Source organism: Acinetobacter sp. A2 (assembly GCF_048537555.1).
Lineage (GTDB): Bacteria > Pseudomonadota > Gammaproteobacteria > Pseudomonadales > Moraxellaceae > Acinetobacter.
This window is the reverse complement of sequence record NZ_CP183239.1, coordinates 328,714-355,167: the sequence shown is the minus strand read 5'-3', so window position 1 is coordinate 355,167 and position 26,454 is coordinate 328,714. Positions and strand designations below refer to the sequence as shown.

Sequence of the window (26,454 nt, the reverse complement as noted above, 5' to 3'; positions counted from 1 at the left end):
TCAAAAGCAAACCAAAGTTTTAATTTTCACGTTTTTCTTAGGTATTTCTTTCTAAATTTACCATGATCAATTTGCGTCATCAGTATTTTCTTGCTATAAAGCTCAAAATAGAATTTTTACTCTATTTTTAAGATTTTTAATACATTTGGGGACACATTGATGAAAAAAAATTATAAAGGGATTTTTGCAGGTCTGATTTTCGCCACACTTTCTAGTTTAAGTTTTGCTGAAAGTGATCCTCTAATTGGCAAATGGAAAACCATTGATGACCGTACAGGGTATTCACGTGCGGATGTAGAAATTCGCAAAAAAGCAGATGGTACCTATGAAGGTATTATTGTTGAAACCCGCAATGTTCCTGGCGCAGAAAAAATGGTGACCTGCACCAAATGTCCAGGCACACTCAAAAATAAACCTTTCCTTGGTTTACCTTTTATTTGGGGCTTTAAACAAGACCCGAAAAACCCACGTGAATTTAACCAAGGCCACGTGCTAGACCCAATTGGCGGTAAGGTTTATAAAGGCAAAGCTCGCTTAAGTGCAAATGGTAAACGCTTAACCTTACGTGGTTATGTTGGTGTTTCTGTAATTGGCCGAAGCGTGACTTGGGTGAAATACTAAGTTCCATCGCCATTCAGAATAAGCTGCTGATCCCAAAGACCCTTTCAAGGGTCTTTTTTATTGTCATACTTTGAAACAATAAGCTTAAACTTTAGGCTATCACTTCTGATGAAATGCTTGAATAATTAAACACATTGCACAAAAAATAATCTATATTGGTTGTGCATTTTAATTCTAAGCAGAATAACTCAACGGCATGGATAGGCCACAAATTCACCAAAGCAATACAAATAATAGACTCAATTGCATGCTATAGGCGCTAAATTAAAGGATCATCCACTTTGATATAAAGCAATCAGATGCAAATACAATCCCTCATTTCAGGTTGATGATTCAACTTGAAATAAACTAGAAGGAGTATGCTATGACCACTATTCTATATCGTGAAACTACTTTAGACGGACAACATACAGAACTCATAGAAGAGTTTACCCAACTTGATTTAAAAAATTTTGCTGCTGCCTGTGGGCAAAGCCCAGAATGGGTCTTACAACTTCTAGAATATGACATCTTGCCTTCCCGCCCTGCAGAACGTATCCATCAATTTTTTGGTGAAGATGTGACTCGCGCTCGTCAGGCCTATCGTCTACAACGCGATTTTGAAGCCAGCTTTTCAGCTGTAGCCATGATGCTAGACCTGATTGATGAAGTTCAAAAATTACGCAAAGAAGTTAAACATCTGAATTTTCAACATAGCTAAGCCAACGCTCTAGCCAAGTCCATTTAAGCTTGCTAGAGCGTTTTTCTTTGTATGCCCTATTAATTGTTTCTTGAGAATGATCGCCACAATGAAGACCAAAGACTGCAACAAAAAGATTAAAAATATGTTCCCTGAATTTCGTGATTTAATTCAGGTATTACGTGACAGCAATCCACATTTTTCAAAAATTTTTGAAGACCATGAACAGCTTGATCGTGAGATTATTCAACTTGAGCTTGATCCAGTGCATCAAATTAATGATGACATTGAAGCGCTGAAGCGTAAAAAACTTAAGCTTAAAGATGAAATGTACCACTTGCTTCGCAATGCACAGAATGATCAACTGGCTTGATACACATTCAATATTCAAATTTGAGTCAATCTATCTCAACTTAAATAATTAAATTAAGGCAGAGAATACTTGGCTGTATGTGACACTGCCCAAACGCACAAAAACGGCTAATGTGCTGAAAAGCTGAAAAGCTGAAAAGCTGAAAAGCTGAAAAGCTGAAAAGCTGAAAAGCTGAAAATATGTCACATTTTAGACAAGCAAAAGCGATAGCTTAATTATTTCAGCTTGGTCAGCTTTTCTACTTCTTTGATGGTGCCTTTTACAGTTTGCTTAATCGGTTCGTAATCTAAAAACCAGAATAAACTCATGTGTTGATCGCTATGTTGTTGCGCCAACATATCAATCACACTTTTTTCACCCCGTCCCACCATGTGACGGCGATAGAAATAATACAGCAACAGTAAAGTGGTCATGACCATTACGCCCAGCATAATCCAAAAGGCCTGCGCATGTCTTAAACCTGGCATAAACTCAAAGTTCATGCCATAAATACCTGTAAATAAAGTTAAAGGCGCAAAAACTGCGGTAATAATCGCCAAAATTCGCATATTCTCATTGGTTTGGTTGGCAATTGCAGAAAAATGCAGATCAATGGCAGTTTGTACTGCGGAACGCAATCGAATAGTATGCTTTTGAATTCGTTCAATATGACTGGTTAAATCATCTAACCGCACTAAAATAATATCCTGCTTTTCACTACGCTTTTTTCCACGCAAATGCGGGTAGTTATCCACAATTTCATCACGCAATTCTTGCAAAGCTTCAATTTGCTCTTCACACAAATTTTCAACTTGCTGAAATGCCATATTTTCTTGCAGTAATTGATGCCAGCGAGTAAAACGCCGATGACCTTGCAATAATTCTTGTTGCCAATATTCCACACGGCGGGTCAGTGGCATGCGAATATCCAAGTAATCATCAGCCACCAAATTCAGTAAACGTAAAGTCAAATCCAGTGGCGTTGCTGCCAGTTTGCGTGCCTTATTTTGTTCTTCAATAGGACGTTGCACCGCTGCTTCGACACGTGACAAATAGCTTTCCATGACTTTATTGCCCTGCTCACGTACGGTGATCAGCACCTGCGGTGTCATAATAAAACTCATAGGCGTGGTAGCAAGTCCAAAAACCCGCTCATGTTTCTCCCCCAGTTGCTGCCCTGTGGCAATACGGTCTTCGGGAGTAATCAATTTACGAAGAATGAGCAGGTCATAATCATCTAAGGTGTCAAAAGCACAAGGATGTTCAAGATTTAAAATATCACGCACATGATACTCGTTCAGCGACAACTTACTATGCTGAAAAATTTCCTGTTGCCACTGTTCGGCTCGGTTCAGTACATCATCACGGGTACAATCAATCCAGATAAATTCAGGCTCAAACCCTTCAATTGGCTGTTTTTGCACATAAATATTGGTTTTGTGATTGGTATGCAGATAGAAATAATAACTTTGCATAGAACAGGCTACTCTATTTTCAGTTTTTGTAGGCTTTTAAATATCAGCTTGACTCAGTTTAAGCATGAAATGCGATCGTTTTCAAATATGCGTTGCTATTTATTCTAGTGTTCGTGTAATGATTGCATCGCTGATTAAAATCAACAAAATTTTGCACATAAAAAAAGCCCGCATTCAGTTTGAATACGGGCTTTTCATTGACCATTTCAGATCATCAACACAGCATTATGCTTGTTCGATGTCTTTCATAGTTAATTTGATACGACCACGGTTGTCTACATCGGCAACCTGTACTTTCACTTCCTGACCTTCTTTCAGAACGTCTGCTACGTTAGCAATACGCTCGTTCGAGATTTGTGAAATGTGAAGCAAACCGTCAGTGCCTGGAAGAATATTTACGAAAGCACCGAATTCAACAATACGGATCACTTTACCTGTGTAAATTGTACCTGGCTCGATTTCAGCAGTTAATGCCTGAATTTTTGCAACAGCAGCTTGTGCAGCAGCTTTGGTTTCACCAAATACACGTACTGTACCGTTGTCTTCAATATCAATTGCAGCTTTAGTTTCTTCAGTAATTTGACGGATGGTTGCACCACCTTTACCAATTACATCACGAATCTTGTCTGGGTTGATGTTGATGACTTGGAAGGTCGGCGCGTGCATAGAAATTTCTGGACGTGCACGTGAAATCACTTGGTTCATTGCATTCAAGATGTGCATACGACCTGCATAAGCTTGGTTCAATGCAACTTCCATGATTTCTTCAGTGATGCCTTCAATTTTGATGTCCATTTGAAGTGCAGTAATACCATTGGCAGAACCTGCAACTTTAAAGTCCATATCACCAAGATGGTCTTCATCACCCAAGATGTCAGAAAGCACTGCAAAACGCTCACCTTCTTTTACCAAGCCCATTGCGATACCTGCAACTGGTGCTTTAAGCGGAACACCTGCATCCATAAGTGATAAAGAAGCACCACATACAGACGCCATAGATGATGAACCGTTTGATTCAGTAATGTCAGATACAATACGAATCACATACGGGAAGCGGTCTGCAGCAGGAAGAACAGCTTGCACACCACGACGTGCCAAACGACCGTGACCAATTTCACGACGTTTAGGGCCAGATTCACGACCTGTTTCACCTACAGAGTATGCAGGGAAGTTGTAATGCAACATGAAGTTGTCAGTTTTAGTACCTGATAGTGTATCTACCATCAAGGCATCACGTGTGTTACCCAAAGTTGTAGTAACTAATGCCTGAGTTTCACCACGGGTGAACAATGCAGAACCGTGCGCGCGATCAAGCACACCCACCTGTACATCTAATGCACGTACAGTTTTGGTGTCACGACCATCAATACGTGGCTTACCAGACAAGATGTTGTCACGTACAGTGCGGTATTTCAGGTCTTCAAAGAGTTCATTTAAGTCATCTGCGATGCCATCAACGTCTTCTTCTGGAACAAATTGAGCCACAGCTTCAGCTTGAAGTGCGTCTAATGCAGCATAACGGTCTTGCTTAATTGCAATCGTATACGCTTCAGAAATTTTCGCTTCAAATGCTTCTTTTAACTTCGCACGAAGGTCTTCATTTTTCTCTGGTGCAGTCCAAGTCGATTCTGTTGCGCCAGCTGCCGCAGCAAATTCTTTGATCGCTTGAATTGCAATTTGCATTTCGTCATGACCGAAAAGCACCGCGCCTAACATTTGGTCTTCTGAAAGTTCTTTCGCTTCAGATTCAACCATTAATACTGCAGATTCTGTACCTGCAACCACAAGGTCAAGGTCAGATTGCGCCATTTGTTCAAAGTTCGGGTTAAGTACGTATTCGCCGTTGATTAAACCGACACGTGCAGCACCAATTGGGCCACGGAAAGGCGTACCTGCAATTGCAAGTGCAGCAGAAGTACCTAACATGGCTGCAATGTCAGCGTCCATGGTTTTGTCAGAAGACACAACCGTCGCAGTCACTTGAATTTCGTTATAGTAACCTTCTGGGAACAACGGACGAATTGGACGGTCAATCAAACGTGAAATTAAAGTTTCCGCTTCAGACGCACGGCCTTCACGCTTACCATAACCACCTGGGATACGACCCGCAGCATATTGTTTTTCTTGGTAGTTAACAGTCAACGGGAAGAAGTCTTGACCCGCTTTCGCTGTAGGTTGAGCAACCACAGCAACCAATACAGTTACACCACCCATAGTGATCATAACCGTGTTAGCTTGACGCGCAACGCGACCAGTTTCTAGAACAACTTGGTGCTGACCAAATTGGAATTCTTTACGAATAATATTAAACATCGACATATTTTATTTTTTCCTAGTTCTTGTGAACAATTATTCTCGTGGAGACCCCTAAGGTTTGGCATTCACAACACAATATTTTGGTAAATGACAAAGCTTAGAAGCCGACCTCACTCGAATGAAACACGATTTTTAAACACAAAGAAGGAGCGAAACATTCGCCCCTTCCACTGATCTAGCCAAAGCTAGATTTACTTTAGTTTTCAGTAATACAGCATTCAACATGCAATAGTCCGAAAATAAAAGCTTAAATCGAATTAACGACGTAAACCTAAAGCAGCAATCAATGCGCTGTAACGAGTCGCATCTTTGCCTTTAAGGTAGTCAAGTAACTTACGACGTTGGTTAACCATACGGATTAGACCGCGACGGCTGTGGTGGTCGTGTTTGTGCTCTTTGAAGTGACCTTGTAAGTCATTGATTTGAGCAGTTAAAAGCGCTACTTGAACTTCTGGTGAACCAGTGTCGTTTTCAGCACGAGCAAATTTAGCAATGATCTCTGCGCGATCTGCGTTTGTTAAAGCCATTCGATTTCTCCGAGATGCTTAATAAAAAGATTTGATACCGATCAATTGATGAATCAACTGACTGCCGTGCATCACTACAGCAAGGGCATCATTTTAAGGCAAAAACGTGCCGATTGCAAAACAGAACGACTAACAACTGCTTTAATTTTTACTTTAAGCAGTCACGCCAGATTTTTTCTGCCTGCTGTTTTGCATAGATAAAAGTATAAAGTACTGTGCACAAATAAATATACATTTGTATATGTTTGATAATATGTAATATTTTGCCAATAGCATAAAACATAATGTCATTTTTAGCTCACAAAATAAAACAGCCCGAGCAGAGCTCGGGCTGTTTTTGCGCTGTAGTTTCTTGTCTTATTATTCTTATTGTTTTGTTTATTGTCGTTATTTGCGCGTTTTCGCGTCTTATTGTCTGAACATTCCTGTTCTGGGTTTCACGTCCTTGTGTGGTAGATTTTGCCATAATACTAAAGTGAAAGAAGTCGTATTTCTCGTATCTATTTGTAAGCTTTTTCTTACAACAAGTAAGCATTGTCTGTATTTTGCAAGCCAACAAAACTAACAGACATAAAAAAGCCCTGTAGTCTCTCCCAAAACTACAAGGCTTAGCGGCTGTAAGTTTCCTCTTCTCACTCACGTCCTGTCAGTTCGCTGTCTATCGACAATTATCGTTATTATTCTGCGATTATGCTCAAAATCCTTATTGAGCTTTTTGTGTGAAGTCATCTTCTCAAAAACATACTCGAATCTCTATGCGCAAATTTCTCGAATTGATGTAAGCCATTTCGTACAAAAGTACCTATTATTCACTTCCGCTTAATAATTCAGAACCTCATTAATTCTAGCTAACAAACCACTGCTACGACGGGTGCGAATATTCAATGCCTGTTCCAGCGCTTGTGCATCGACCAGCAAACTCACCGCTTTTTTAGCACGGGTAATAGCCGTATAAATCAGTTCCTTGCTGAGCAAGTTTTTAGCCATAGCATCTAGCACCACTGCTGTATGGCTAAATTCCGAACCTTGAGATTTATGAATAGTGAGCGCAAAAGCTGTTTCAATATTTTTAGGTAAGCGTGTTGCAGGTACCCATTTGTCCAGACTTGGAAAATACACTTCAAACTGGCGCTGTGCGTTATGTGTTCGCATAAAGCAAATGCCAATATCACCATTGGACAGTCCCAGCTGGTAATCATTATAGGTCATCATCACAGGTCGGCCGATATACCAATCCCCTTGTTTTTGCTGTTTGGATTGCTGTAAAAGGCGCTGCTCAATCTGCACATTCAGTTGCTTTAAGCCCAAATGACCATGACGAATCGCGGTTAAAATACGGTAATCATCAAACACCTGAATACCCTGCATCACAAAATGCTGAAAGTCTTGCAAATCATTGCCATCAGCCAAGCCCGCATTCAATACTTCCACATAGGACTGATAGCCATACATGAGCTGGTCATAATAGCCATCCAAATCTGTTGCAGACATTGGGCTGTCTTGACTTGGTAGATATTGAAGTTGAACTTCATCGACCTGTATTTGTTCTAAATTGATTTTGCGTAACTGGGTGGCAGCAACCACCTGCTGTTCAAACGCTGCCAAAACCTGCTGTGCAGGATACTCTAGCTGAATGAACTTCGCCATTGCCCCAACTTTTGCCCCTTCAGCAAAACGGCGTGTGGTGACTAAATTGACACGATTTTTTGCTAATTCAGGAACTTGCTGTAAATCTGCCAACACCGTACCAACATCAACTGAAGCTAACTGATTGGCATCTCCCAACAGGATTAAACGTGCCTGTGCAGGAATGGCAGCCAATAACATGTGTGACAAGTGCAAATCCAGCATAGAGGCTTCATCGACCACAATCACATCGTAAGGCAAAGGTTGTTTGGCATGAAAACGAGGCTTGCCTGTATTCCCCAAACCGAGTAAACGATGCAAAGTGACAGGTTGTAACTGTTGTAAAGCGTCCACATCAAAGGCTTGTAAGGCTTTGCTATTCAACGCATTTTTTAAGGCTTCCTGCATACGCTGTGCCGCCTTGCCTGTCGGTGCAGCCATGGCAATGCGAATATCTGGCAAAGCTTGATTGAGTACGGCAATAATATGCGCCAAGGTATAGGTTTTCCCTGTTCCTGGCCCACCGGTGATAATACTCAAACTTTGGCTGGCAGCAGTCTGTAAAGCCTGCTGTTGCTGTGGGTCTTGCAATAAGTTGAGCTGTTCAGGTTTTAACTCAAATGAAAGCGGTTGCTGTGCCTGAATTCTTAAAATATCAGTGGCGACTTGCTGTTCTAACTTCCAGTAGCGGTACAAATATAAACGCTGCCCGTCAAATACAAACGGGGCAATTGCAGCTGCTGTGTCCGAGGGCTGTACGGGTAGCGTGATTTGTAAATCATGCAAAGCCGCAACCTGTGCCGCACTTGCAGGAATACAACTATCCCCCTGTTCTATTGCATCAAGGACTTGCTGCATCAAAGATTTACCAGCAGCATCAATCGTTGCAGTGCTAAATGGCGGCTGACAGAGGTAATCCAACCATGCCTGCATGGCAGATTGCGCTGGAATTAAGTGAATATGCTTGTTTTCCACACAGTTATCCTCAAAGTTATCCACAGGATAAGCATTTGTTTTATTAAGTCTAAGAACAGGCTTAGTTTGATTTTTTAAGGTCAAAGTAACCTAATATTTCATCTAGTTGCAGAATAAAATCTGCTTCAGGCTGCCAATGGCATACGCCTTGTCCTACCTCACCATTCATGCCGCGCAAGTACAAATAGCTGGCGCCACCCAAGTGTTGATAAATATCATAACCCTGCATGTTGCTGCCCAAATAACGATGTAAGGCCACCAAGTACAGTCCTGCTTGCAACCAGTAACTAGACTGAGTCATATTATTTTCAATATGACTCAAGGCATAATCCTGCTGATCTGCACCTAAATAGTTACTTTTATAGTCCGCAATGTGATAGCGCTGACCATCGAAATACACCAAGTCAATTGAACCTGTCAGGTAACGAGCGCTGTTGGCCTCGTTTAAGCCCTGAATAGGCCGCCCTGCATCGTTAAATAATTGTTGAATGGCGGGTAACAATAAGCGTTGGTCTGCCATGGCCAAATAAAATGGAAACTCAGACAAATAGCCATCTACAGCCAATGCAGACAGACAAAAGTCTTGATGCAATGGGGTGTGCAAGACCTGCATCAGCCAATCGGTCATCAGCTCAAATACTTCGGCTTCCTGTGCCATATTCTGCACATCAGCTTGATGAAGCTTGGCAACCAAATCGGCCAACAGCATATCGGAGTTAAACTCTTTATCATTATGAAAACGGCGTTTCACTTCGTCTGCAATGCGGTCTCGACTGGCCTGAAAGTCGATATATTCAAATAGTTTATGTAAAAAACTACCCGCCTGTGTGCCACGCTGAAAATTGGCTTTAATCCATGCGATCGGTTGCGCAAGCTCAATCGCTTCAACAGGTTCTTGATTGATTTCATCTGCTGCCGCTGCCTGCGTCTCAGCCATCACCACCAAGCTATCCCGAGGGCTTGTACTCGGCAGATGCTGTGCCAAACCACTAAAACTGGTTTTTGTACGTGGGTAAAAACGGCGCACTGGAAAGTCTGCGGCCTCAATCACAACATCTTGTATTTGTTGTAATTCCAATGCCTGAGGTAAATTCAGCATAGGCGCTTCCTCAGTACTGAATTGCGCTGCAATTTGCTGAGTCTGTGAGCACACCGATGCTTTTAAACGCCAGACATTTAATCCGTCCGCTTTAGGTGCAGACGGCTTCTTACTTTTGACATCTTCTTTAGGTGGTTCAGGCTGTTTTAACATCGCATAGACCCGATAACTGGCTCGGGTTAATGCCACATACCACAAGCGATTCAGCTCAGCTAAACGACGCTCACGATGCTGCTGCGTTGCTGTTGCATCCATGTCTTTATGTTTAATGGCAATGACACGTTGCTCTATGCCTTGCTCTTCCTGCGTTGCAAACACCAAAGCAGACTTATCAGGTTTTGGCGGCCGATCTGCTGACATTAAAAAGACCACTTTAAACTCAAGTCCCTTGGACTGGTGAATGGTCATCAGCTTTACACCTGCCGCGTTCGACAGCTTTCGTTCAACTTCCCAGTCACGTTCTCCAGGCGATTCAACCTGCTGCAAATACCAGTAATACAGCATATAAGCGCCTTGATGACGCTCACTCTGCCGACTAAGCAACTCAGTTAAATGACGTAAATTCACCACATGCCGTTCATTGTCAAAGCTCTGCTTTGCCACCAAATTCTCCCAAACTTTAAATAAGTTCAGGCAATAACTCCAAGCGGTTAAAAAGCCTTTATTGACCCACATCTCACGAATACAGTCGAAGTCATATATAAACTGCCCCAAGCCTTGTTGCTCAAGTTCAATTAACTGCTGCAGGTTATAGCCCAGCAAACGAGTCAGTAAAGCACGCTTTACTTTCGCTTCATCAAAAGGATGTAAAATTGCCGTTAAAATTGCCGCAACATCTTGCGCTAGAAATCCTCTAAAAACACTGCGCTTACTGCTTCGATTTACCCGAATACCAATACGCTCCAACTCATATTGCACTTGATCCAGCAATTTATGACTGGTGGATAAAATCGCAATATCATCGGCCTGTAATGCAAGCTTACCTGTAGAATGGTCAAAATATAACTCACCTGAAATCCCCTGATTTAATAAATCACGAATTTTCCAAGCAATTTGAATAGATTCATCTTGATCATGTGCAACGGTGATCCACCGAAGCGGCGCAGGGTTGGCCTGCTGCCGATCGATTAAAGCAGGATGAGGCCGTGAACCCGCAATAACCGGATGATAAGTCACCTGCTCACCAAAATCGGTATGACGTTGGAATAACTCATCCACCACGCTTACCAGTTCTTTGACAGAACGATGATTTTGTCTGAGGGAGTAAATACATCCCTGTTTTTTCAGTACATCATCACGGGCATTGTTATAGGTCAGCATATCGCCGCCACGGAAGCCATAAATTGCCTGTTTGGGGTCACCCACCATGATCATACAGCCCCGTGCATACCATTTTGGATTACGCCAAATTTGCGAGAGCATGTCATCTTGATCTTGGTTGGTATCCTGAAATTCATCCACCAAAATTAACGGATAACGTGTATGTACAAATTGTGCAAAACGCTGCCCGCGCTCACCATGTAAAGCTTCTGCCAAGGTGCGAATTTGTTGCGCAAAAGTGGTTTCACCTTTTTGCTGCAACAACTGTGGTAAGCGCTGTTTGACTTGTTGCACCAAATAAAATTTTAAGTTGGTATCTACCAAATCTATCTGGCCTTCAAATTGCAGTTTCGCATCTGCCACCGCTTTGATTTTACGAATCACTGGATGGTCAAAAAAGGCATCTTGCACATCTTGGGTACACGGTGCTTTGGCTTTATTAAAAATTGCCGATCTTGGCTTACCTTCAGCAGTGAGATACAACCCAAGAACCTCGTTAAACCCATCGCTTAAATGCAGATTAAAATACTGCTCTAACGGGTTGTGCTGCAGCATTTCAATCAGTTTGGGCAACGTGACAGTAAATAGTGGATGTAATTTTTTCTTGTCACTGCCTGCAACATAATGGGAAAAATTAAAGTTGTATTGACCATCATAATATTCTTTTAATTCTTCAATTTGAGTGAGATCTATTGTGGCTAAATGCTGCAAGGCGACTTCTAAATCTTGCACTTCCAGTTGTACTTGCTCAATCCCCTGAATTTTTGCAGATGCAAAATTCAAACTTGTACCCACTAAACCCACATATTCAGTTGCCGATTTTAAGCGCCCACATAACAGCATATAGTCCACAACATGCTGAGGTTGTGCCTGAATCCATTCCCGCAACACATCATGTACCAATTGTTCTGTATAAACCGAAGCTTGGTCGGTAATATCGGCACGTTCAATTTTGCCACTTTCAAATGCAAATTCTCGCAACATTTTTTGGCTAAAGCTGTCTAAGGTGCCCACAAACAACTCATCTAATTGCGCAATCACCAACTGCAAACGTGAACTGGCATAATCTACTTTTAGATGATGCTCCTGCAGCACATACTTAAGCAAAGGGTCTTGTTCTTGCTCAATTTTTTTTAAGATTTCTGGCTGAGATAAATCTAAACACGCATCAAAATATTGTTTGGTTTCCTGTAAGCGAGCACGAATTCGACTTTTTAGTTCAGCCGCAGCAGCACGGGTAAATGTTGTGGCAATCACCTGATTCGGCAAATAATCCTTAAGAAAAATTCGCACCATTAAACTGGACAAGGTATAAGTTTTACCTGTACCCGCAGAAGCCTCAATCCAGTGCAAGCCTTTAAATTGCATTTCTTGAATCGGGTCATAGCAAATTGGAAATATGCTGGATGTATTCATGCTGACTCTCCCTGATTCGCAATTTGGCGCTGTTGGGTAATAGGCTGATACAACCGATAGCTATGCTGCTGAAATGCCTGAATCAACAATGGCTCCGTTTCACTGTCTTGAAAAATAAAGGCCCAGTCAGGGTGATTTTTCTCACTTTCATCAATAAAGCCCCCCCAAGCTCCGCCCTGCCAATGTTTTGCAAAGCTGTCCATATTCAAAACCTGTTCGGAGTCTGTTTCATCCCACTCAATTTCAAATTCTTTTTTATTATTCATTTTTAAAACCAAAGCAGCAGGCAACAACACAGGATATTGCTGTGCCTGTGCCCAAAACTCCATCCACATCGCTAAATAATCTTGTGCCTGTGCGGCATTCACCCCAGCAAAATGGATCACATCATCTTTACAGACCACGATCCGTTCCAAGTCCTGCTGCGCAGTATTTTGATATGCTACCCACAACAAATATTCCAACCAAACATGTGCATAGCGCTGTGGCGTTGCCCGTGAAGCGACCACGTTACACCAACGGGTGGTTGTCGTTGCAGGTACCTGAATGCGGATGTGCACTTGCGGAGTCATTTTCCAGACCTGCTGAGTGGTCAAGGTTTCTTGTTCTGCATATTGCATTAAAACATCACGTAAATATTGCTGCTCCTGCACCCCAGTTTTAAAGGTGGCATTCAGGGTTTTGCCTACAGGCAAAGTATCTTGCAATAAACTTTTTGCTTCTTGTGTGCCGTACTTAAGTAAAAAGTCTCGCACAGCGTATTTTTCCAAACCATTTAAAATCAACGGTTCTTGATTGAGCGCAGCTGTATCTGACTTTAGATTATTCACACCAATGGCTTTTAAATAGGCACGGGCAGGGAAACAAACATCTTTAATCCACTGCGTACTGTCTAGCACCACCACATCTTGTGGCAATGATGGATATTCACAAAACCATGCTTCACGCGGTGTAGTACCCTGCTGCATTTGTTTGGCCACCCGATACCACTGGTCTTTAAAGCGAATTTCACGGCTTTCGGCAAAACGCTGCTGATCGAAAGGCTGTAAGCTATGCAAGTGATAAATTGGCAGCAACTGCACTGGAATATCAACACCTTGCACTTTGATATTTTTAGAAACTTCACCTTCGGGATGTTTCACAATAAAAGCCAGATGCTGTACAAATTCCTGTACCACCACAGAGGGATCACGCACCTCGCCATCGCTCACATCAAAGCCGTTATAGAACAGCCAAACACTGTCCTGAGCCAGCAAAACACTGTCTAAAAAAGCGCCTTGATCATCATCTAGCCGTGAACGATCTCCAAGCTGAGGCTTCAACAACTGCATCAAATCAAAAGGCAGTTGCTGATCACGACTTGGAAATACACCATTGTCCAAATTCAACATCACAATCAGTTTATAAGGCAGTGGGCGTATCGCACCAATTTGACTAAAAGTAATCGCCCCCGATGGACTGGCTTGCTCGAGTTGTGTTTCAAGCTGCGCTGTTATTTCTTGCAAAATATAGTCTAAGGGTAAGCTTAAATGACGGATGTCATGTCCCGATTGCTCATCAAAATAACTGGCCAAAGTCAGCATACGGTCATGCTTTTGCACCAAACTAAAGACCGAGGCCAGTACATCTACACCTGCATCCTGAAATTCACTGACATCTTGCATCAGTTGTTTCAGCCAGAACTCTACCGTTTGTGACTGACCCAATTCATGTTGAATTAACCAGTCACGGCGTACTGCAAAATCTTGATAAATTTGTACAAGTTTAAAGACCAGCTCAAAATCATCGGGCTGTACATCGGCATAACTTAAGGTCTGATTAACCACACAATGTTCAGGGACGGCTACCCCTAAAGCCAAACGGTCTAAAGCAAATTTGAGGGTAAATCTGTAATCCTGATCACCTGCGCTCAAACTACGGCTCAAATGTTCTGCATCTAAACCTCGCTTAAACCCCGCTTCAGACAATAGCGCATTCATGCGTTCAATATGATTTAAGTTCAACGCATAACGCTGCTGCGTGGCGGCCAAACTGAGCCAGTCACTAAACTCTTCAAAACTAAAGCGTCCCTGAACCAAAGTGATCCGCCCAGTGACTGCACGCCAAGCATTGTGAATGTCTAGGGAGCTAATCCCTGCTATTTGAATGGGCAAATACACACTGTCTTGACTGAGTTGATGTGCGAGTCCCGCTTGACTCTGTTGGCCTTTTTGCTGCCCTTTCTGATATAAATCGCGCTCACTTGGCGGTGCAGCAAAGACACTCCGAATTAAAGACTCTTGTTCTTTCAGTTTCGGACTAAGCACCAAAATATCACTGGCTTGACGGCTATCATCTTGGCCTAGCCATGCAATTAAACGATCTTTTAGAACTTCCAGCTGACGCAAACTCGAATGACAAACATGAATTTCGATGGAATCATCTTCAGGGTCTAAGCAATACGACTGTGCTGCAGGCACTTCTAAATTCAATACATCGGACTGAATTTTGCCCAATAAATGTTGAGGATATTGTTCAGGGAACTCATCCACCCATTCGCCTTCCTCACCACTCGACAAAACCGAAAGCAATGAAAAATGGTCCCGTGCCTGTTTGCCAAATCGTGTCAGCAGCGGATGGTGTGATTCACGCATATCGGCATTAAAATGCCCATTATATTTTTCAATATACGCTGCAATGTCCTCATCGCTCACGGTCTTGTTCTGTTTTTCCATCTCACGAACAAAGCGGTCTTTAATACGTGCATCGACCCGTAACTTCCATTTTGGATCGACCATATCGGCCCAGTATTCTTGCGATGGGTTGTAATGCAGAATAAAAATATCCATATACTGCGCTAAACGGCGCATAAAATATAACTGGCTCGGCGGCAAATCCAATACAGTAAAAATCACCAGTTGCTGAGGAAGCTTCTTGATACAAGAATTTGGGTTTTCAGGCGTGCCCAAGGCCTGCCAAAATTGCCGATCAATCTCCTGCATATTTTCAAAATCGGCATGAAAAATATGCGACCACAACCAGCTTTGCCACTGTTCTAATTCTTCGGCCTGCTCCTGCGTAAATACTGCAAGCGCTAAGGCCGACTGTTTCTCTTCTTCAGTATCAAAGCTTTTAGGGACGTAAATCTGTTGCTTTAAATCCAGATGTTGCTGCTGCCCCCAAATCGACAACCAATTACTTTGACATTGGCAGGTTCCTGCACAGCCTTTTTGGCAAAAGCCACGATAAGCCATGTAGTTACTGAACAAGCGCGACACTTTGTCTGCCACCCAGTACAGCATATTTTGTTTTTTTAGCTGCCGCTCTGAGTCAGACTGTAGTGATGCTGCACTGTCATAAATTCGCTGAATTAAACGGTATAAAGCATGCTCAGTTTCTAATGGATTCTGTTCATATTGAATCCAAGGCTGTAAGTCATAGAACACACGCCACTGCATCACAATACGCGGAATATTCGCCTGCCTTACACGGTCTTTATCTTCCAATACTGCCTGATAAGCTGCCCACTGAAACGCCCGAATACGATGATGAAACTGAGTATTGGCACTAATGCCCTGTTGTTCAGCAATCTTTTCAGTCAGCCACGTTGCTACAGCAACCGAAGGCACAATAAAATGCTGGGTTTTAAGTACCTGTAAGGGATTCAATGTCGGCTGACGTATGCTGTTCAGCATCTTTTCAAGCAAAACTTCTATACGCTGACTTTGTATGACATGAATCGCCATAAATACTTATTCCTTATTTTTTAAAAATGAATAAAATGCTAAATACAACAAAAGAATAAAGATTATTTACTATACTTTCACAACACGCTATGCCACCTTAAAAGCATATTTTCATTCATGACTTGATTCAAAAAATGCTTTGAATAAAGTAGCTTAATGATAGCAAATAGCAAAACATTAGGTGCCATTTTAGAGTTATATATATGATAAAAAGAGATACCGTCCCAGATTCGATTGATCCAAGCTTAGATTTGGAAATGATTCGTGCAGAATGCCTAGAACTGGTCAAAAAACGTGCCTATTTTTCTGCAGGCGCAGCCGTGATTCCAGTTCCTTTTTTAGATGTCGTGATTGACGTTGGCATCTTGTCGCAATTAATTCCCGAAATTAATGCACGCTTTGGATTATCACCTGAACAAGTCAGTGTTTACGACCCAGAAACCCGAAAAGTGCACTGGAGCGAATTGCGTAAACGTGGCGTTGAATTTTCAGGTTTGGTCGTGGCGCGTACCGCAGTGAAAAAATCCCTGAATAATGTTGCAGCCAAGTACATCACCAAACAAGTTACCAAGTTTATTCCACTGGGCGGACAGATGGTGGCGGCAGGTTTGGGTTATTTTATTATGAAAAAAATTGCCGAAACCCATGTTGAAGAAAGCTACAAACTAGCCAAAAGCATTCAGCTCAAACAAGCCAAAGTCATGAATGCTTAAATAGTTCTAAAACTAATTTTAACTTCGTTTAAACATTCATACGAACATTCACGCCAAGGCAGATTAATCTGCCTTGAGTTGTTTTAAAATGGTTCTTAAAATTTCTAGACGAGCTGCATTTTTGTCATTGCTTGGAATAACGTACCACGGTGCATATTCCGTACTGGTGCGTTGCAGCATATCTGCCGCAGCCACCAAATAGTCATCCCAACGACCACGGTTGCGCCAGTCTTCATCGGTAATTTTAAAGCGTTTGTGTGCAGTTTCTTGACGCGCCTTAAAACGCTGTTCTTGTTCGTCTTTATCAATCGCCAGCCAAAACTTAATCACCACCGTTTGATGATCATTCAAATCTTTTTCAAAACGGTTAATTTCATCATAGGCACGTTGCCACTCCAGTGGACTGATCAAACCTTCCACCCGCTCGACCAAAACACGCCCATACCAAGAACGATCAAAAATATTAATTTTCTCTTCAGGCAGAATTTTCGTCCAGAAACGCCATAAATACGGGCGACTGATTTCAAAGGCTTCTGGCGCACTAATGGTATAAATTTCGTATTCGCGCGGATCCAGTTTTTTCACAATGCGTTTAATGGCACCGCCCTTGCCTGCGGCATCCATCCCTTCAAATACAATACTGACGTTACGATTATCAAAACGCAGTGCATCTGCCACTTTTTTCGTGAGTTTTTTTAATTCAGCTTTATATTCATCATCTGCCACCGCCTCAGATACAGGATTCAATAAAACTTCAGGAATTTCTGCAGGCTGCCAAGTAATGCCAGAGCTAGTCGGATGTGTAGGACAATGTTTCAGTGCACGTAAAATATGTTGTGCAAACTGCTGATCACGTATGGTTTCATCTTCACAATCAATCATGATCCAGTCGTCAGTAAAACGCTGACGCAGTTTTTGTAAGCTGTCATATTGCTTTTTATTACGCCAGTCCAAGCCATGTAATTTGTGCCAATGCACTTCGCTCGGCTCCATATCATCCAAGCGTTTTTGCAAAGATTTCCAAGACAGATCAAACCAAATTTTAATCACATCAACATGGTTATTTTTTAAATCTTCTTCAAAGGCCCGCATTTTCTCAACATAGTTGTCGAACATGGTGTCATCAATTTGCTTAGACACATGCATAGCGGTACTTAACAAGTCGCTGTACCAATTACCAAACATCACCATAATTTGACCTTCGGCAGGGATAAAACGTGCATAAGGCTGCCACAGTGCCTGTTTCGGATTAAACGGATGTGGTGCATCGGCTTTTACACGCAAATAACGTGGATCAACCCATTCTCTTAATTGTTTAACCGACTCACCTTTACCCGCCAATTCAATACCGCTCACCAAAATCAGCAAACTTTTGGCGTTCTTTTCACCTTTGGTATTTTTTAAGGCATATTGTGCTTCAATCAGCTCGACTGAAAGTTGTTCTTCTTCCATGAGTTTAAATTCAGTATTTGCTTTTGACATCATCTGCTCTGTTCTTGTGTTATTTCATCAGTATACGAATATCGACTCATTTTTTAACAGTTTTTATCAGGTTTTTGTTTATAAATTCAACACACTGACCCGTTGCTTTCTGAATTGTGTGTAATTTGTCATAGCTCCGAAGTCGAACTCACTTTAAGATTTGCCTATTCAAGACAATAATGAGACATCCTATGTCTAAACTTGCTGCTTTAGATGAGCTGTTAGAACTGTATTATCAATTTAAATATCATAAAAATCCTGTTTTATTTCAACGCTTACAAGATGTGCAAGCATGGCAAAAACAGCGTATGCAGCGTACTCACGCCCAGCAGTTTGCAGAAAAACAGAATGTATTAATGGCAGACTACTTTTTAAACCGTTTATACGGCGGCCCCGATTTTGACGCTTTGGCAGGTCAAATTGCACGACTGCTCAAATATGCACATAAGGCTGAAAAAATCATTCCTGAAAATGCAATTAAAACTGGTACATCTGGTGTGAGTCTAGCCATTCTTGCGGTACAGCTTGATGAGCAAGTCGCAGCGCAGTTGCTACAGGACTATCCTGAAAATATGCCCTTAAATGATGAAATGATGCGGTTGACTTATTTAAAGCTCGATCAAGGCGAAGCTCGCTTAAAACAATTAACCATGCTCGATGAGCTGGGTAAAAATCTAGATAAATACATGCGCTCTTTTGTGGTGTATACCGCATTTAAAATGTGTAAAGGTGCAGCTCAAAAATACAGTTTTCAAATCATGTATGAATTTATGCAAGATGGTTTCTTAGCCATGAAACCGCTCAAATCTGCTGAAAAGTTTGTGAAACAATTCACGGCGACTGAGCGCGAGATTATTGCCAAAGTCCATGCAGGTGACTTACATCCCTTTCAATCATAGGCATGTTTACTCAGTTGATCTTTAAGCCATCTGTCAGCTCAAGCAGAGGATTGCTTATTCTGTGAAATAGCCAACAATTCCGCGTATGGCTAGCGCACTATTTGATTTTTTCTGTATATTATTCATAACAATTGCATGATGATTACTGTACAAGTGCTTAGAATCTGTCATCATGCATACACTGCAGCCTTAAGCCTTTTTATCTGAGGAGTGACTCCAATGTCGAATGAAAATCAAATGCCTACCGCTACTCCCGAGTCGGCACAACCAACAGACAAAGTGAGTCCATTCTTAACAGAGCCTCTACCACAAGGCGCTCCACAAGGTCAGCAACAATCTTTAGAACAAAAATTAACGGACACTTCTGTAACAGGTGCAGTGCCAAAATATAATTTGCCACGTGGTGCCAATACAGGCAATGTTGGCCCGACCACGCACTTTGGTTATCAAACTGTGAGCAGTGAAGATAAAGCTCAAAAAGTCGCAGAAGTATTCCATTCGGTTGCCAGCAAATACGACATTATGAATGACTTAATGTCATTTGGTATTCACCGTTTATGGAAGCGCTTTGCGATTAATATGTCAGGTGTACGCCGTGGTCAGCGTGTACTGGATATTGCAGGTGGCACAGGCGACTTAGCCAAAGTATTTAGTCGTGAAGTTGGCTCTACAGGTCGTGTCGTCCTCTCAGATATTAACGAATCTATGTTAAATGTGGGTCGTGACCGTCTGATTGATGCAGGTTGTACCAATGTCGATTTTGTACTGGCCAATGCCGAAACTTTAGAACCTTTTGAAGACAACAGCTTTGACTTGCTCACGATTTCTTTTGGTTTGCGCAACGTGACCGATAAAGATGCAGCCTTAGCCGCAATGTACCGTGTACTTAAGCCAGGTGGCCGTTTATTAATTCTAGAATTCTCTAAACCCGTCTTTGAGCCATTCTCTAAGCTGTACGACTTATATTCATTCACTGCACTGCCAATCATGGGTAAAATTGTTGCGAACGATTCTGAAAGCTATAAATACTTAGCAGAGTCTATTCGTATGCACCCAGACCAACGCACCTTAAAAGGTATGATGGAACAAGCAGGTTTCCAAAACTGTGACTACCACAACCTCACGGGTGGTATTGTTGCTGTTCACCGTGGTTTTAAACTCTAAGGCGGCGCACAATGTGGTCTATTCTTGCCCTTGGTGCTGTAGAACGACTCATTCACCATATTATTGATTTGGATGCAATTACTCGCATCCAGCTCAACCAACTGCACGGCAAAATGTTACGTGTAGTGCTCGACTCACCACAACTTTCGGTAGATGTGTTTTTTGACGACAATAAAGTCCGTTTAGAACCGACTGTAACAGGTCACAGTGAGCGTGCATCTATTTTTGAACAACGTCCTTTTGATCAAGCCGAAAATATCAGTGCTGCCACGGCAACGCTGCATGTGAAGAATGTGGTGCAATTGCTCAAACTGTTGCTATCAGATGAAGTGGGCAATATTCCACTGCAAGGTGACTATCATCTGTTGCAAGATATTCAGCGTATTATGCAACAGGCCGAACCTGACTTGGCAGCGCATTTAAGCCCTTGGATTGGCCCAGCATTGGCGCATGAAATTGGTAAAATTCAGCTTGCACCGAAACATTTAAAACGCAGCCTGCACAGCCATTTATTTTTTGCTGAAGATGCCTTAAAAGAAGACAGTGGTCTATTTGCCCCACGCTGGCAAATGGATGACTTGCAACAAGACACTCGCATTTTCCAACAAAACTTAGACCGTGCTGAAGCCAAAATTCACCAGCTACAGGCTCAGCTTGATGCAATGCCAGAAACGGCTTCTGATACTTCAAACTCCACTCAGCCCTAGGGAATAAGTCTTTATGATTCCGCACGTTTCACGTTTACTCGAACTTTGGCGCATTGCCGCGCACTATAGACTCGACACGTTGTTTCCTGCGGAAGAACTACCAGAAAAGGCTCGACATGCGCTGAGTTTGATTCGCATGCACCCTGCGGCATGGTCAAGTAAAGAGCGTAAAAACCCGCTTAAGCTCAAAGAAGCCCTAGAAGAAATGGGGCCCCTGGCTATTAAACTTGGTCAGTTGTTGTCTACTCGTCGTGACCTGATTCCGCCTGAAGTTTTACAGCAGTTGGTCTTGCTGCAAGACCGTGTCAAACCTTTTGGTTCTGATGTGGCACAAATGCGGATTCAGCAATCACTCAAGGCAGACATCAATACCCTATTTGCTCGTTTTGATGAGCAGCCTTTAGCAGCGGCATCCATCGCACAAGTACATACAGCGGCTTTGCATGATGGTCGTGAAGTGGTGGTAAAAGTCACCCGCCCCGATATTCGTCAGCAAATTTTGCAAGATTTTGAAATTCTGGAATGGCTAGGTGCTGCACTGGAAAAACGTCTGGAAGCTGCACGTGCCTTGCATTTGTCTGAAATTATTCAGGACTATCGTCAAATTATTCTTAATGAACTGGATTTGACCTTAGAAGCAGACAATACTCGCCGCATGCGCCACTACTTTACAGGCTCAAGCATGATGTACGTGCCTGAAGTCTATATGGACAGTAAAGATGTCATGGTGGCAGAGCGCATTACTGGTGTGCCAATTTCCGACACAGCAACCTTTGACCGTTTGGGCATGGATCGTGCCGATTTGGCAGAAAAAGGCCTGACCATTTTCTTTACCCAAGTGTTTCGTGACAACTTTTTCCATGCCGACATGCACCCAGGCAACGTCTTTGTGGAAACCATTAACCCCAACAATCCGCGTTTTATTGCATTGGATTGTGCCATTATGGGGGAGTTGTCTAAACATGACCAAATGACTGTAGCGCGTATGCTACTTGCCGTCATGAACAGCAACTTCATGCAGTTGATTCAAGTGGTGCATCAGGCCGGTTGGATTCCACCAGGCACAGATCAAGATGCCTTAGCCCGTGAAATGCGCCGTACTGTCGGGCCAATGGTGTCTAAACCAATGCACGAATTGGACTTTGCAGGCATCCTGATTCAAGTCATGGATATTGCTCGTCGCTTCCATTTGGAAATTCCACCGCAATTGATGCTGCTACTTAAAACCTTGGTGCATGTTGAGGGCTTAGGCACCGACTTATACCCTGAACTGGACATTTGGAAACTGGCAAAACCAATTTTGACCGACTGGATTAAAGCCAATATGAATCCTGTCAAAAATGTCAAAGAAATTGGTCAGCAAATTCCTGACCTGTTGCTAGGTGCACAAGACTTGCCAAGTTTAATGATTGATAGTTTAAACGGTCTTAAAAACCAGTCAGCGTGGCATTCTAAACAATTGCATGAATTACAAAGCATGCGCCTGCAAATGGAACATCAGCAAAAACGCAGTTGGATTTTTGGCAGCATCATGGCCATTTTCCTATCCATTGCAATTATCGCACCGTGGTATGTGTCTATTGTTTTGATTGTCTTGGCAAGCTTTTTGGCGGTTTGGCGCGTAGTCAAATAAAGTGACATTGTTTGATCAGCAGATCATCAATATTTAAAATCCTGCTTTAAAAGCAGGATTTTTTATCCTCTCAATATCAACATCACCACAAACAGCTCTATGACTGATCAGTCACCAAGTGATGCCTCTCGCCATTGCTGCAAAAATCCCCACGCCTACAATTAATGCACATTTGTAGCGTTATAGATTAAGCATGACTCAGATTTTGCATAAACGTGCCCCTGCCCTCAGTATCCGTGCAGGACATTTGGCCCGCCAACTGATTGAACAAGAAGGTTTACACGCCCAACAGGTTGATATTATTCCTGGTGCAGCAGGTGGCCCCAAAGGCATTGGCATACAAGGACTAGATCAAGCAATTTTTGGTGAGTTTTTTGCCCAAGCCCCTAAACGCCGTACAGTTGTCGGTTCTTCCATTGGCAGTTGGCGCTTTGCCAGTATTTTGGCTTGGGGCGCAAAACAAGGTACTGAGCGTCTGTCCGATTTATACACCAACCTATATTTTCATAAAAAAATGTCACGCCAAGAGGTGGCTGAGATTTGTCAGAACATGCTGTTTGAACTGATTCAAGGACAGCAACAGCAACTGATCAACCACCCTGACTATCACCTAACGGTCATTTCAGTCAAAGCTCAGCATATTTTCCAAAGTGACCAAGCCTTACCTTTGCTCGCTTCTGTGGCAGGAATTATTGGTAGCAATGCCATTGCACGTAAACACAACCGCTTGTTTATGCAACGGGTCATCAGCCAACCTGCGCAAGGGCAACAGTTTATGGTTGAGGATGATTTTGTCACCCATTACCAAGCCCTAAATGAGCAAAATGTCGCACCGTGGCTACTCGCCTCAGCGTCTATTCCAGGGGTGATGTCTGCTATTCGTGACATTCCTGATGCGCCAGTGGGCAGTTATCGGGATGGTGGCTTGATTGACTACCACTTAGATTTGCCATACCAGAGTCAGGGCATCGTGCTGTATCCACACTTTACTGACAGCATCACCCCGGGCTGGTTCGATAAAATGTTGAAAAACCGCAAGGCCAATCCTGAAAATCAGGCACGGACACTTTTACTATCACCTTCGGCAGAATATTTGAGCAGCCTGCCTTTAGGCCGTTTGCCAGATCGTAAAGACTTCACTTTAAAAGGTCTAGATCAAGCGCAGCGAATTCGCTTATGGAAACAGTCCGTAGCGGAAAGCCAACGTTTGGGCGATGAATTCTTGGAAATGGTGGAAAAACAAAACTTCCCGCAGTTTATGCAAACGCTTTGACAGCATAAATCTAGCAAGATAATTTAGGTAAATTGTCCTGAATCACGTACACTATAGGGACGATGCAAAATCGTGCGCTTAGAAAATGGCGTCCATACAATTTAAATTAATTTTGGTGAACAACTCATGAATAACTTGCAATGGCTCGATGAAGTAAAATTTAACGAACAAGGATTAGTGCCTGCCATTGCACAACATCATCAAACAGGACGTGTGTTGATGGTGGCATGGATGAACCGTGAAGCCTTGGCACTGACTGCTGAAAAAAATCAGGCCGTATATTTTTCACGTTCACGCAATAAATTGTGGCACAAAGGTGAAGAATCTGGACACTTTCAGACTGTGCATGAAATTCGCCTAGACTGCGATGCCGATGTCATCATTCTACAAATTGAACAGCATGGCGGCATTGCCTGCCACACAGGTCGTGAATCTTGTTTCTATCGCAAACTCACAGCCAACGGCTGGGAAATTGTAGATGCACAACTGAAAGACCCAAATCAAATTTACGGTGAACAAGCCGCCAATGCCCACACGCAGGCCATGAGTCAGTCTAAGGCACAAGCTGAGCAAGTTGAAGTTTTGGCCTATTTAGGGCAAATGATGAGCGAGCGTAAAACCGCCAATCCTGACTCTTCTTATGTAGCAAAGCTGTACCACAAAGGCTTGAACAAAATTTTGGAAAAAGTCGGTGAAGAAACCGTAGAAGCGATTATTGCAGCCAAAGACTTCAATACCGAAGCCAATGCCAACAATAAAAATGACCTAATTTATGAAGTGGCAGATTTATGGTTCCACAGCATTGTAATGTTGGGTTATTTCGACATTGAGCCGCAAGTGGTACTGAATGAATTGGCACGTCGCCAAGGCTTATCTGGCTTAGTTGAAAAAGCCAACCGCAGCCACTAACGCTTAATTAAAACCAACGCTGATATCTGTGTCTGTCCTTATCAAGCCCAGCCCGACCTATGAGCAAGCCACTGCCATAGACAACGCACGTCTGGGTAAATCCTTTAAAGTGATTGCCTACGCAGGCACAGGTAAAACCACCACCTTACAAATGATCAGTGATGCTATGCCTGAGCGGCGTGGCATGTATTTGGCTTTTAACAAAGCCATTGCCTCTGAAGCACAGAGTAAATTTCACCGTCAGGTCGATTGTCGCACTTTCCACTCGCTTGCTTACCGCAGCGTTCCACGTGGAGTCACCGACAAATTACGTCTACCGCGCTTAAGCCCCAGCTTTATTGCCAAAGAGTACCGTTTAGAGCCGATTACCCTTAGACGGATGATGGGCGGACGTTATGAAAAATATGTGCTGATGCCAAGTCGATTAGCCAGCTTGGTCGCAAACGCAGTCAGTTATTTCTGCTCGACCAGTTCGCAATACCCTGCCCCACGGCATTTACAAGCACCTAGTTGGCTGCACCCAGACGACATCGACACTTTACAAAAACATCTTTACCCTGCGGTGGAGCGGCGTTGGCTGGAGTCGATTGACCCCAATCATCAGGCAGGTATTGGGCACGATATTTACCTCAAACTTTGGGCTTTGTCGGAACCCAATATTCCTGCCGATTATGTCCTGTTTGATGAAGCGCAAGATGCTGACCCACTCATGTTGGGTATTTTACTCAAGCAACGCAATACGCAGGTGATTTATGTGGGCGATGCACACCAGCAAATTTACGCATGGCGTGGTGCAGTCAATGCCATGCAACAACTGCCCTTGCCTGAATCACGCCTGACCACATCTTTCCGTTTTGGTGAAGAAATTGCGCTGACAGCCAATGCCATTTTAGGCGGACTGAATGAAACCGTGCCTTTGCTTGGCAATCCGCAACTACATTCAAAAGTAGTGAACAAGCCACACACCAAAATGCGTGATGCAATTTTATGCCGCACCAATGCCCGTGCTATGGAATTGTTACTGGCAGGTTTGGTGCATGGCGATAAAGTCAGTTTACAGGCTGACCATGTGCGTTTAAACCGTTTTGTTGATGCTGCCGCGATGCTGAAACAAGGCAAACGTGTGACCGATGTACCTGAACTGGCGTGGTTCAACTCATGGCATGATGTACATGAATATTGCGAAACTAACGATGGCAGTGACATTAAACCTTTGGTAAAACTGGTGGATGATCATGGAACCGACCCACTAAAACGGGCACTGGCTAAAATTACCCCCATTGACCAAGCTGACTATATTATTTCGACAGCGCATAAAGCCAAAGGTCTGGAATGGAATCGGGTACATATTGAAGATGACTACCAGTTTAAGCTGAATGACAAAGAACATAAAATTAGTGATGAAGAGTTAAGATTACTGTACGTGGCCTGCACACGTGCTAAAGTAAGTTTAAATATTCATCATATTTACGATTTGGTACAACAACTGAAAATAAAAATGCCGACATCGTTACGCAAAGCGGTGGGGTAATTGCAGCAGGTG

General features: G+C 42.8%; 18 protein-coding genes. 11 read left to right on the top strand and 7 right to left on the bottom strand.

Translation table 11 applies throughout. The features are described 5' to 3' along the window. Positions 1 to 159: 159 nt before the first annotated feature. From ACNS8M_RS01585 to ACNS8M_RS01575, 3 genes are all read left to right on the top strand, one after another. Positions 160 to 621, top strand: coding sequence for a DUF2147 domain-containing protein (locus ACNS8M_RS01585; protein WP_104852969.1), 462 nt, complete (start codon positions 160 to 162; stop codon positions 619 to 621). 364 nt (positions 622 to 985) lie between these two features. Then, complete coding sequence (locus ACNS8M_RS01580; RefSeq protein WP_168417556.1) at positions 986 to 1,321, top strand: chaperone modulator CbpM; 336 nt, start codon at positions 986 to 988, stop codon at positions 1,319 to 1,321. 88 nt (positions 1,322 to 1,409) lie between these two features. Beyond that, positions 1,410 to 1,673, top strand: a complete 264-nt coding sequence (locus tag ACNS8M_RS01575) for a YdcH family protein (RefSeq protein WP_104853289.1) — start codon at positions 1,410 to 1,412, stop codon at positions 1,671 to 1,673. 215 nt (positions 1,674 to 1,888) lie between these two features. On the opposite strand, the gene ACNS8M_RS01570 is transcribed toward ACNS8M_RS01575, so the two are convergent. From ACNS8M_RS01570 to ACNS8M_RS01545, 6 genes are all read right to left on the bottom strand, one after another. Continuing rightward, the gene (locus ACNS8M_RS01570) at positions 1,889 to 3,127 is read right to left on the bottom strand and encodes a magnesium transporter CorA family protein (RefSeq protein WP_419225038.1); all 1,239 of its coding nucleotides are present in this window, start codon (positions 3,125 to 3,127) and stop codon (positions 1,889 to 1,891) included. 225 nt (positions 3,128 to 3,352) lie between these two features. Then, positions 3,353 to 5,440, bottom strand: coding sequence for a polyribonucleotide nucleotidyltransferase (gene pnp, locus ACNS8M_RS01565; RefSeq protein ID WP_171525211.1), 2,088 nt, complete (start codon positions 5,438 to 5,440; stop codon positions 3,353 to 3,355). A gap of 260 nt (positions 5,441 to 5,700) precedes the next feature. Next, entirely contained in the window at positions 5,701 to 5,970 is a 270-nt protein-coding gene (gene rpsO, locus ACNS8M_RS01560) for a 30S ribosomal protein S15 (RefSeq protein ID WP_067761248.1), read from the bottom strand. Between the two features lie 819 nt (positions 5,971 to 6,789). After that, complete coding sequence (gene recD, locus ACNS8M_RS01555; protein WP_171525686.1) at positions 6,790 to 8,529, bottom strand: exodeoxyribonuclease V subunit alpha; 1,740 nt, start codon at positions 8,527 to 8,529, stop codon at positions 6,790 to 6,792. Positions 8,530 to 8,632: 103 nt separating this feature from the next. Continuing rightward, on the bottom strand, positions 8,633 to 12,406 hold the full coding sequence (locus tag ACNS8M_RS01550; RefSeq protein WP_419225037.1) for a UvrD-helicase domain-containing protein: 3,774 nt from the start codon (positions 12,404 to 12,406) through the stop codon (positions 8,633 to 8,635). After that, positions 12,403 to 16,131 (bottom strand): exodeoxyribonuclease V subunit gamma, encoded by a 3,729-nt coding sequence (locus ACNS8M_RS01545; protein WP_168541355.1) that lies wholly within the window; start codon positions 16,129 to 16,131, stop codon positions 12,403 to 12,405. Before ACNS8M_RS01545 ends, ACNS8M_RS01550 begins: the two co-directional genes overlap by 4 nt. Positions 16,132 to 16,334: 203 nt before the next feature. Here ACNS8M_RS01545 and ACNS8M_RS01540 point away from each other — a divergent pair, with 203 nt between their 5' ends. After that, positions 16,335 to 16,844, top strand: coding sequence for a hypothetical protein (locus ACNS8M_RS01540; RefSeq protein WP_171525682.1), 510 nt, complete (start codon positions 16,335 to 16,337; stop codon positions 16,842 to 16,844). A 63-nt stretch (positions 16,845 to 16,907) separates the two neighbouring features. Here ACNS8M_RS01540 and ACNS8M_RS01535 read toward each other — a convergent pair whose 3' ends face one another. Continuing rightward, the gene (locus tag ACNS8M_RS01535) at positions 16,908 to 18,326 is read right to left on the bottom strand and encodes a phosphate--AMP phosphotransferase (RefSeq protein WP_168541353.1); all 1,419 of its coding nucleotides are present in this window, start codon (positions 18,324 to 18,326) and stop codon (positions 16,908 to 16,910) included. Between the two features lie 191 nt (positions 18,327 to 18,517). Here ACNS8M_RS01535 and ACNS8M_RS01530 point away from each other — a divergent pair, with 191 nt between their 5' ends. From ACNS8M_RS01530 to ACNS8M_RS01500, 7 genes are all read left to right on the top strand, one after another. After that, positions 18,518 to 19,225 (top strand): FFLEELY motif protein, encoded by a 708-nt coding sequence (locus tag ACNS8M_RS01530; protein WP_168525207.1) that lies wholly within the window; start codon positions 18,518 to 18,520, stop codon positions 19,223 to 19,225. A gap of 219 nt (positions 19,226 to 19,444) precedes the next feature. Continuing rightward, positions 19,445 to 20,389, top strand: a complete 945-nt coding sequence (ubiE, locus tag ACNS8M_RS01525) for a bifunctional demethylmenaquinone methyltransferase/2-methoxy-6-polyprenyl-1,4-benzoquinol methylase UbiE (protein ID WP_419225036.1) — start codon at positions 19,445 to 19,447, stop codon at positions 20,387 to 20,389. An 11-nt stretch (positions 20,390 to 20,400) separates the two neighbouring features. Further along, positions 20,401 to 21,096, top strand: a complete 696-nt coding sequence (locus ACNS8M_RS01520) for a ubiquinone biosynthesis accessory factor UbiJ (protein WP_168541349.1) — start codon at positions 20,401 to 20,403, stop codon at positions 21,094 to 21,096. A gap of 13 nt (positions 21,097 to 21,109) precedes the next feature. Then, entirely contained in the window at positions 21,110 to 22,729 is a 1,620-nt protein-coding gene (locus ACNS8M_RS01515; protein ID WP_168541347.1) for an ABC1 kinase family protein, read from the top strand. Positions 22,730 to 22,922: 193 nt separating this feature from the next. Beyond that, positions 22,923 to 24,002 carry a patatin-like phospholipase family protein gene (locus ACNS8M_RS01510; protein ID WP_168541345.1) on the top strand — a complete coding sequence of 360 codons (1,080 nt, stop codon included), beginning with the start codon at positions 22,923 to 22,925 and terminating at the stop codon, positions 24,000 to 24,002. A gap of 126 nt (positions 24,003 to 24,128) precedes the next feature. Then, positions 24,129 to 24,911, top strand: a complete 783-nt coding sequence (hisIE, locus tag ACNS8M_RS01505; RefSeq protein WP_168525203.1) for a bifunctional phosphoribosyl-AMP cyclohydrolase/phosphoribosyl-ATP diphosphatase HisIE — start codon at positions 24,129 to 24,131, stop codon at positions 24,909 to 24,911. 28 nt (positions 24,912 to 24,939) lie between these two features. Continuing rightward, complete coding sequence (locus ACNS8M_RS01500; RefSeq protein WP_168541343.1) at positions 24,940 to 26,442, top strand: UvrD-helicase domain-containing protein; 1,503 nt, start codon at positions 24,940 to 24,942, stop codon at positions 26,440 to 26,442. The last annotated feature ends 12 nt before the right edge of the window (positions 26,443 to 26,454 follow it).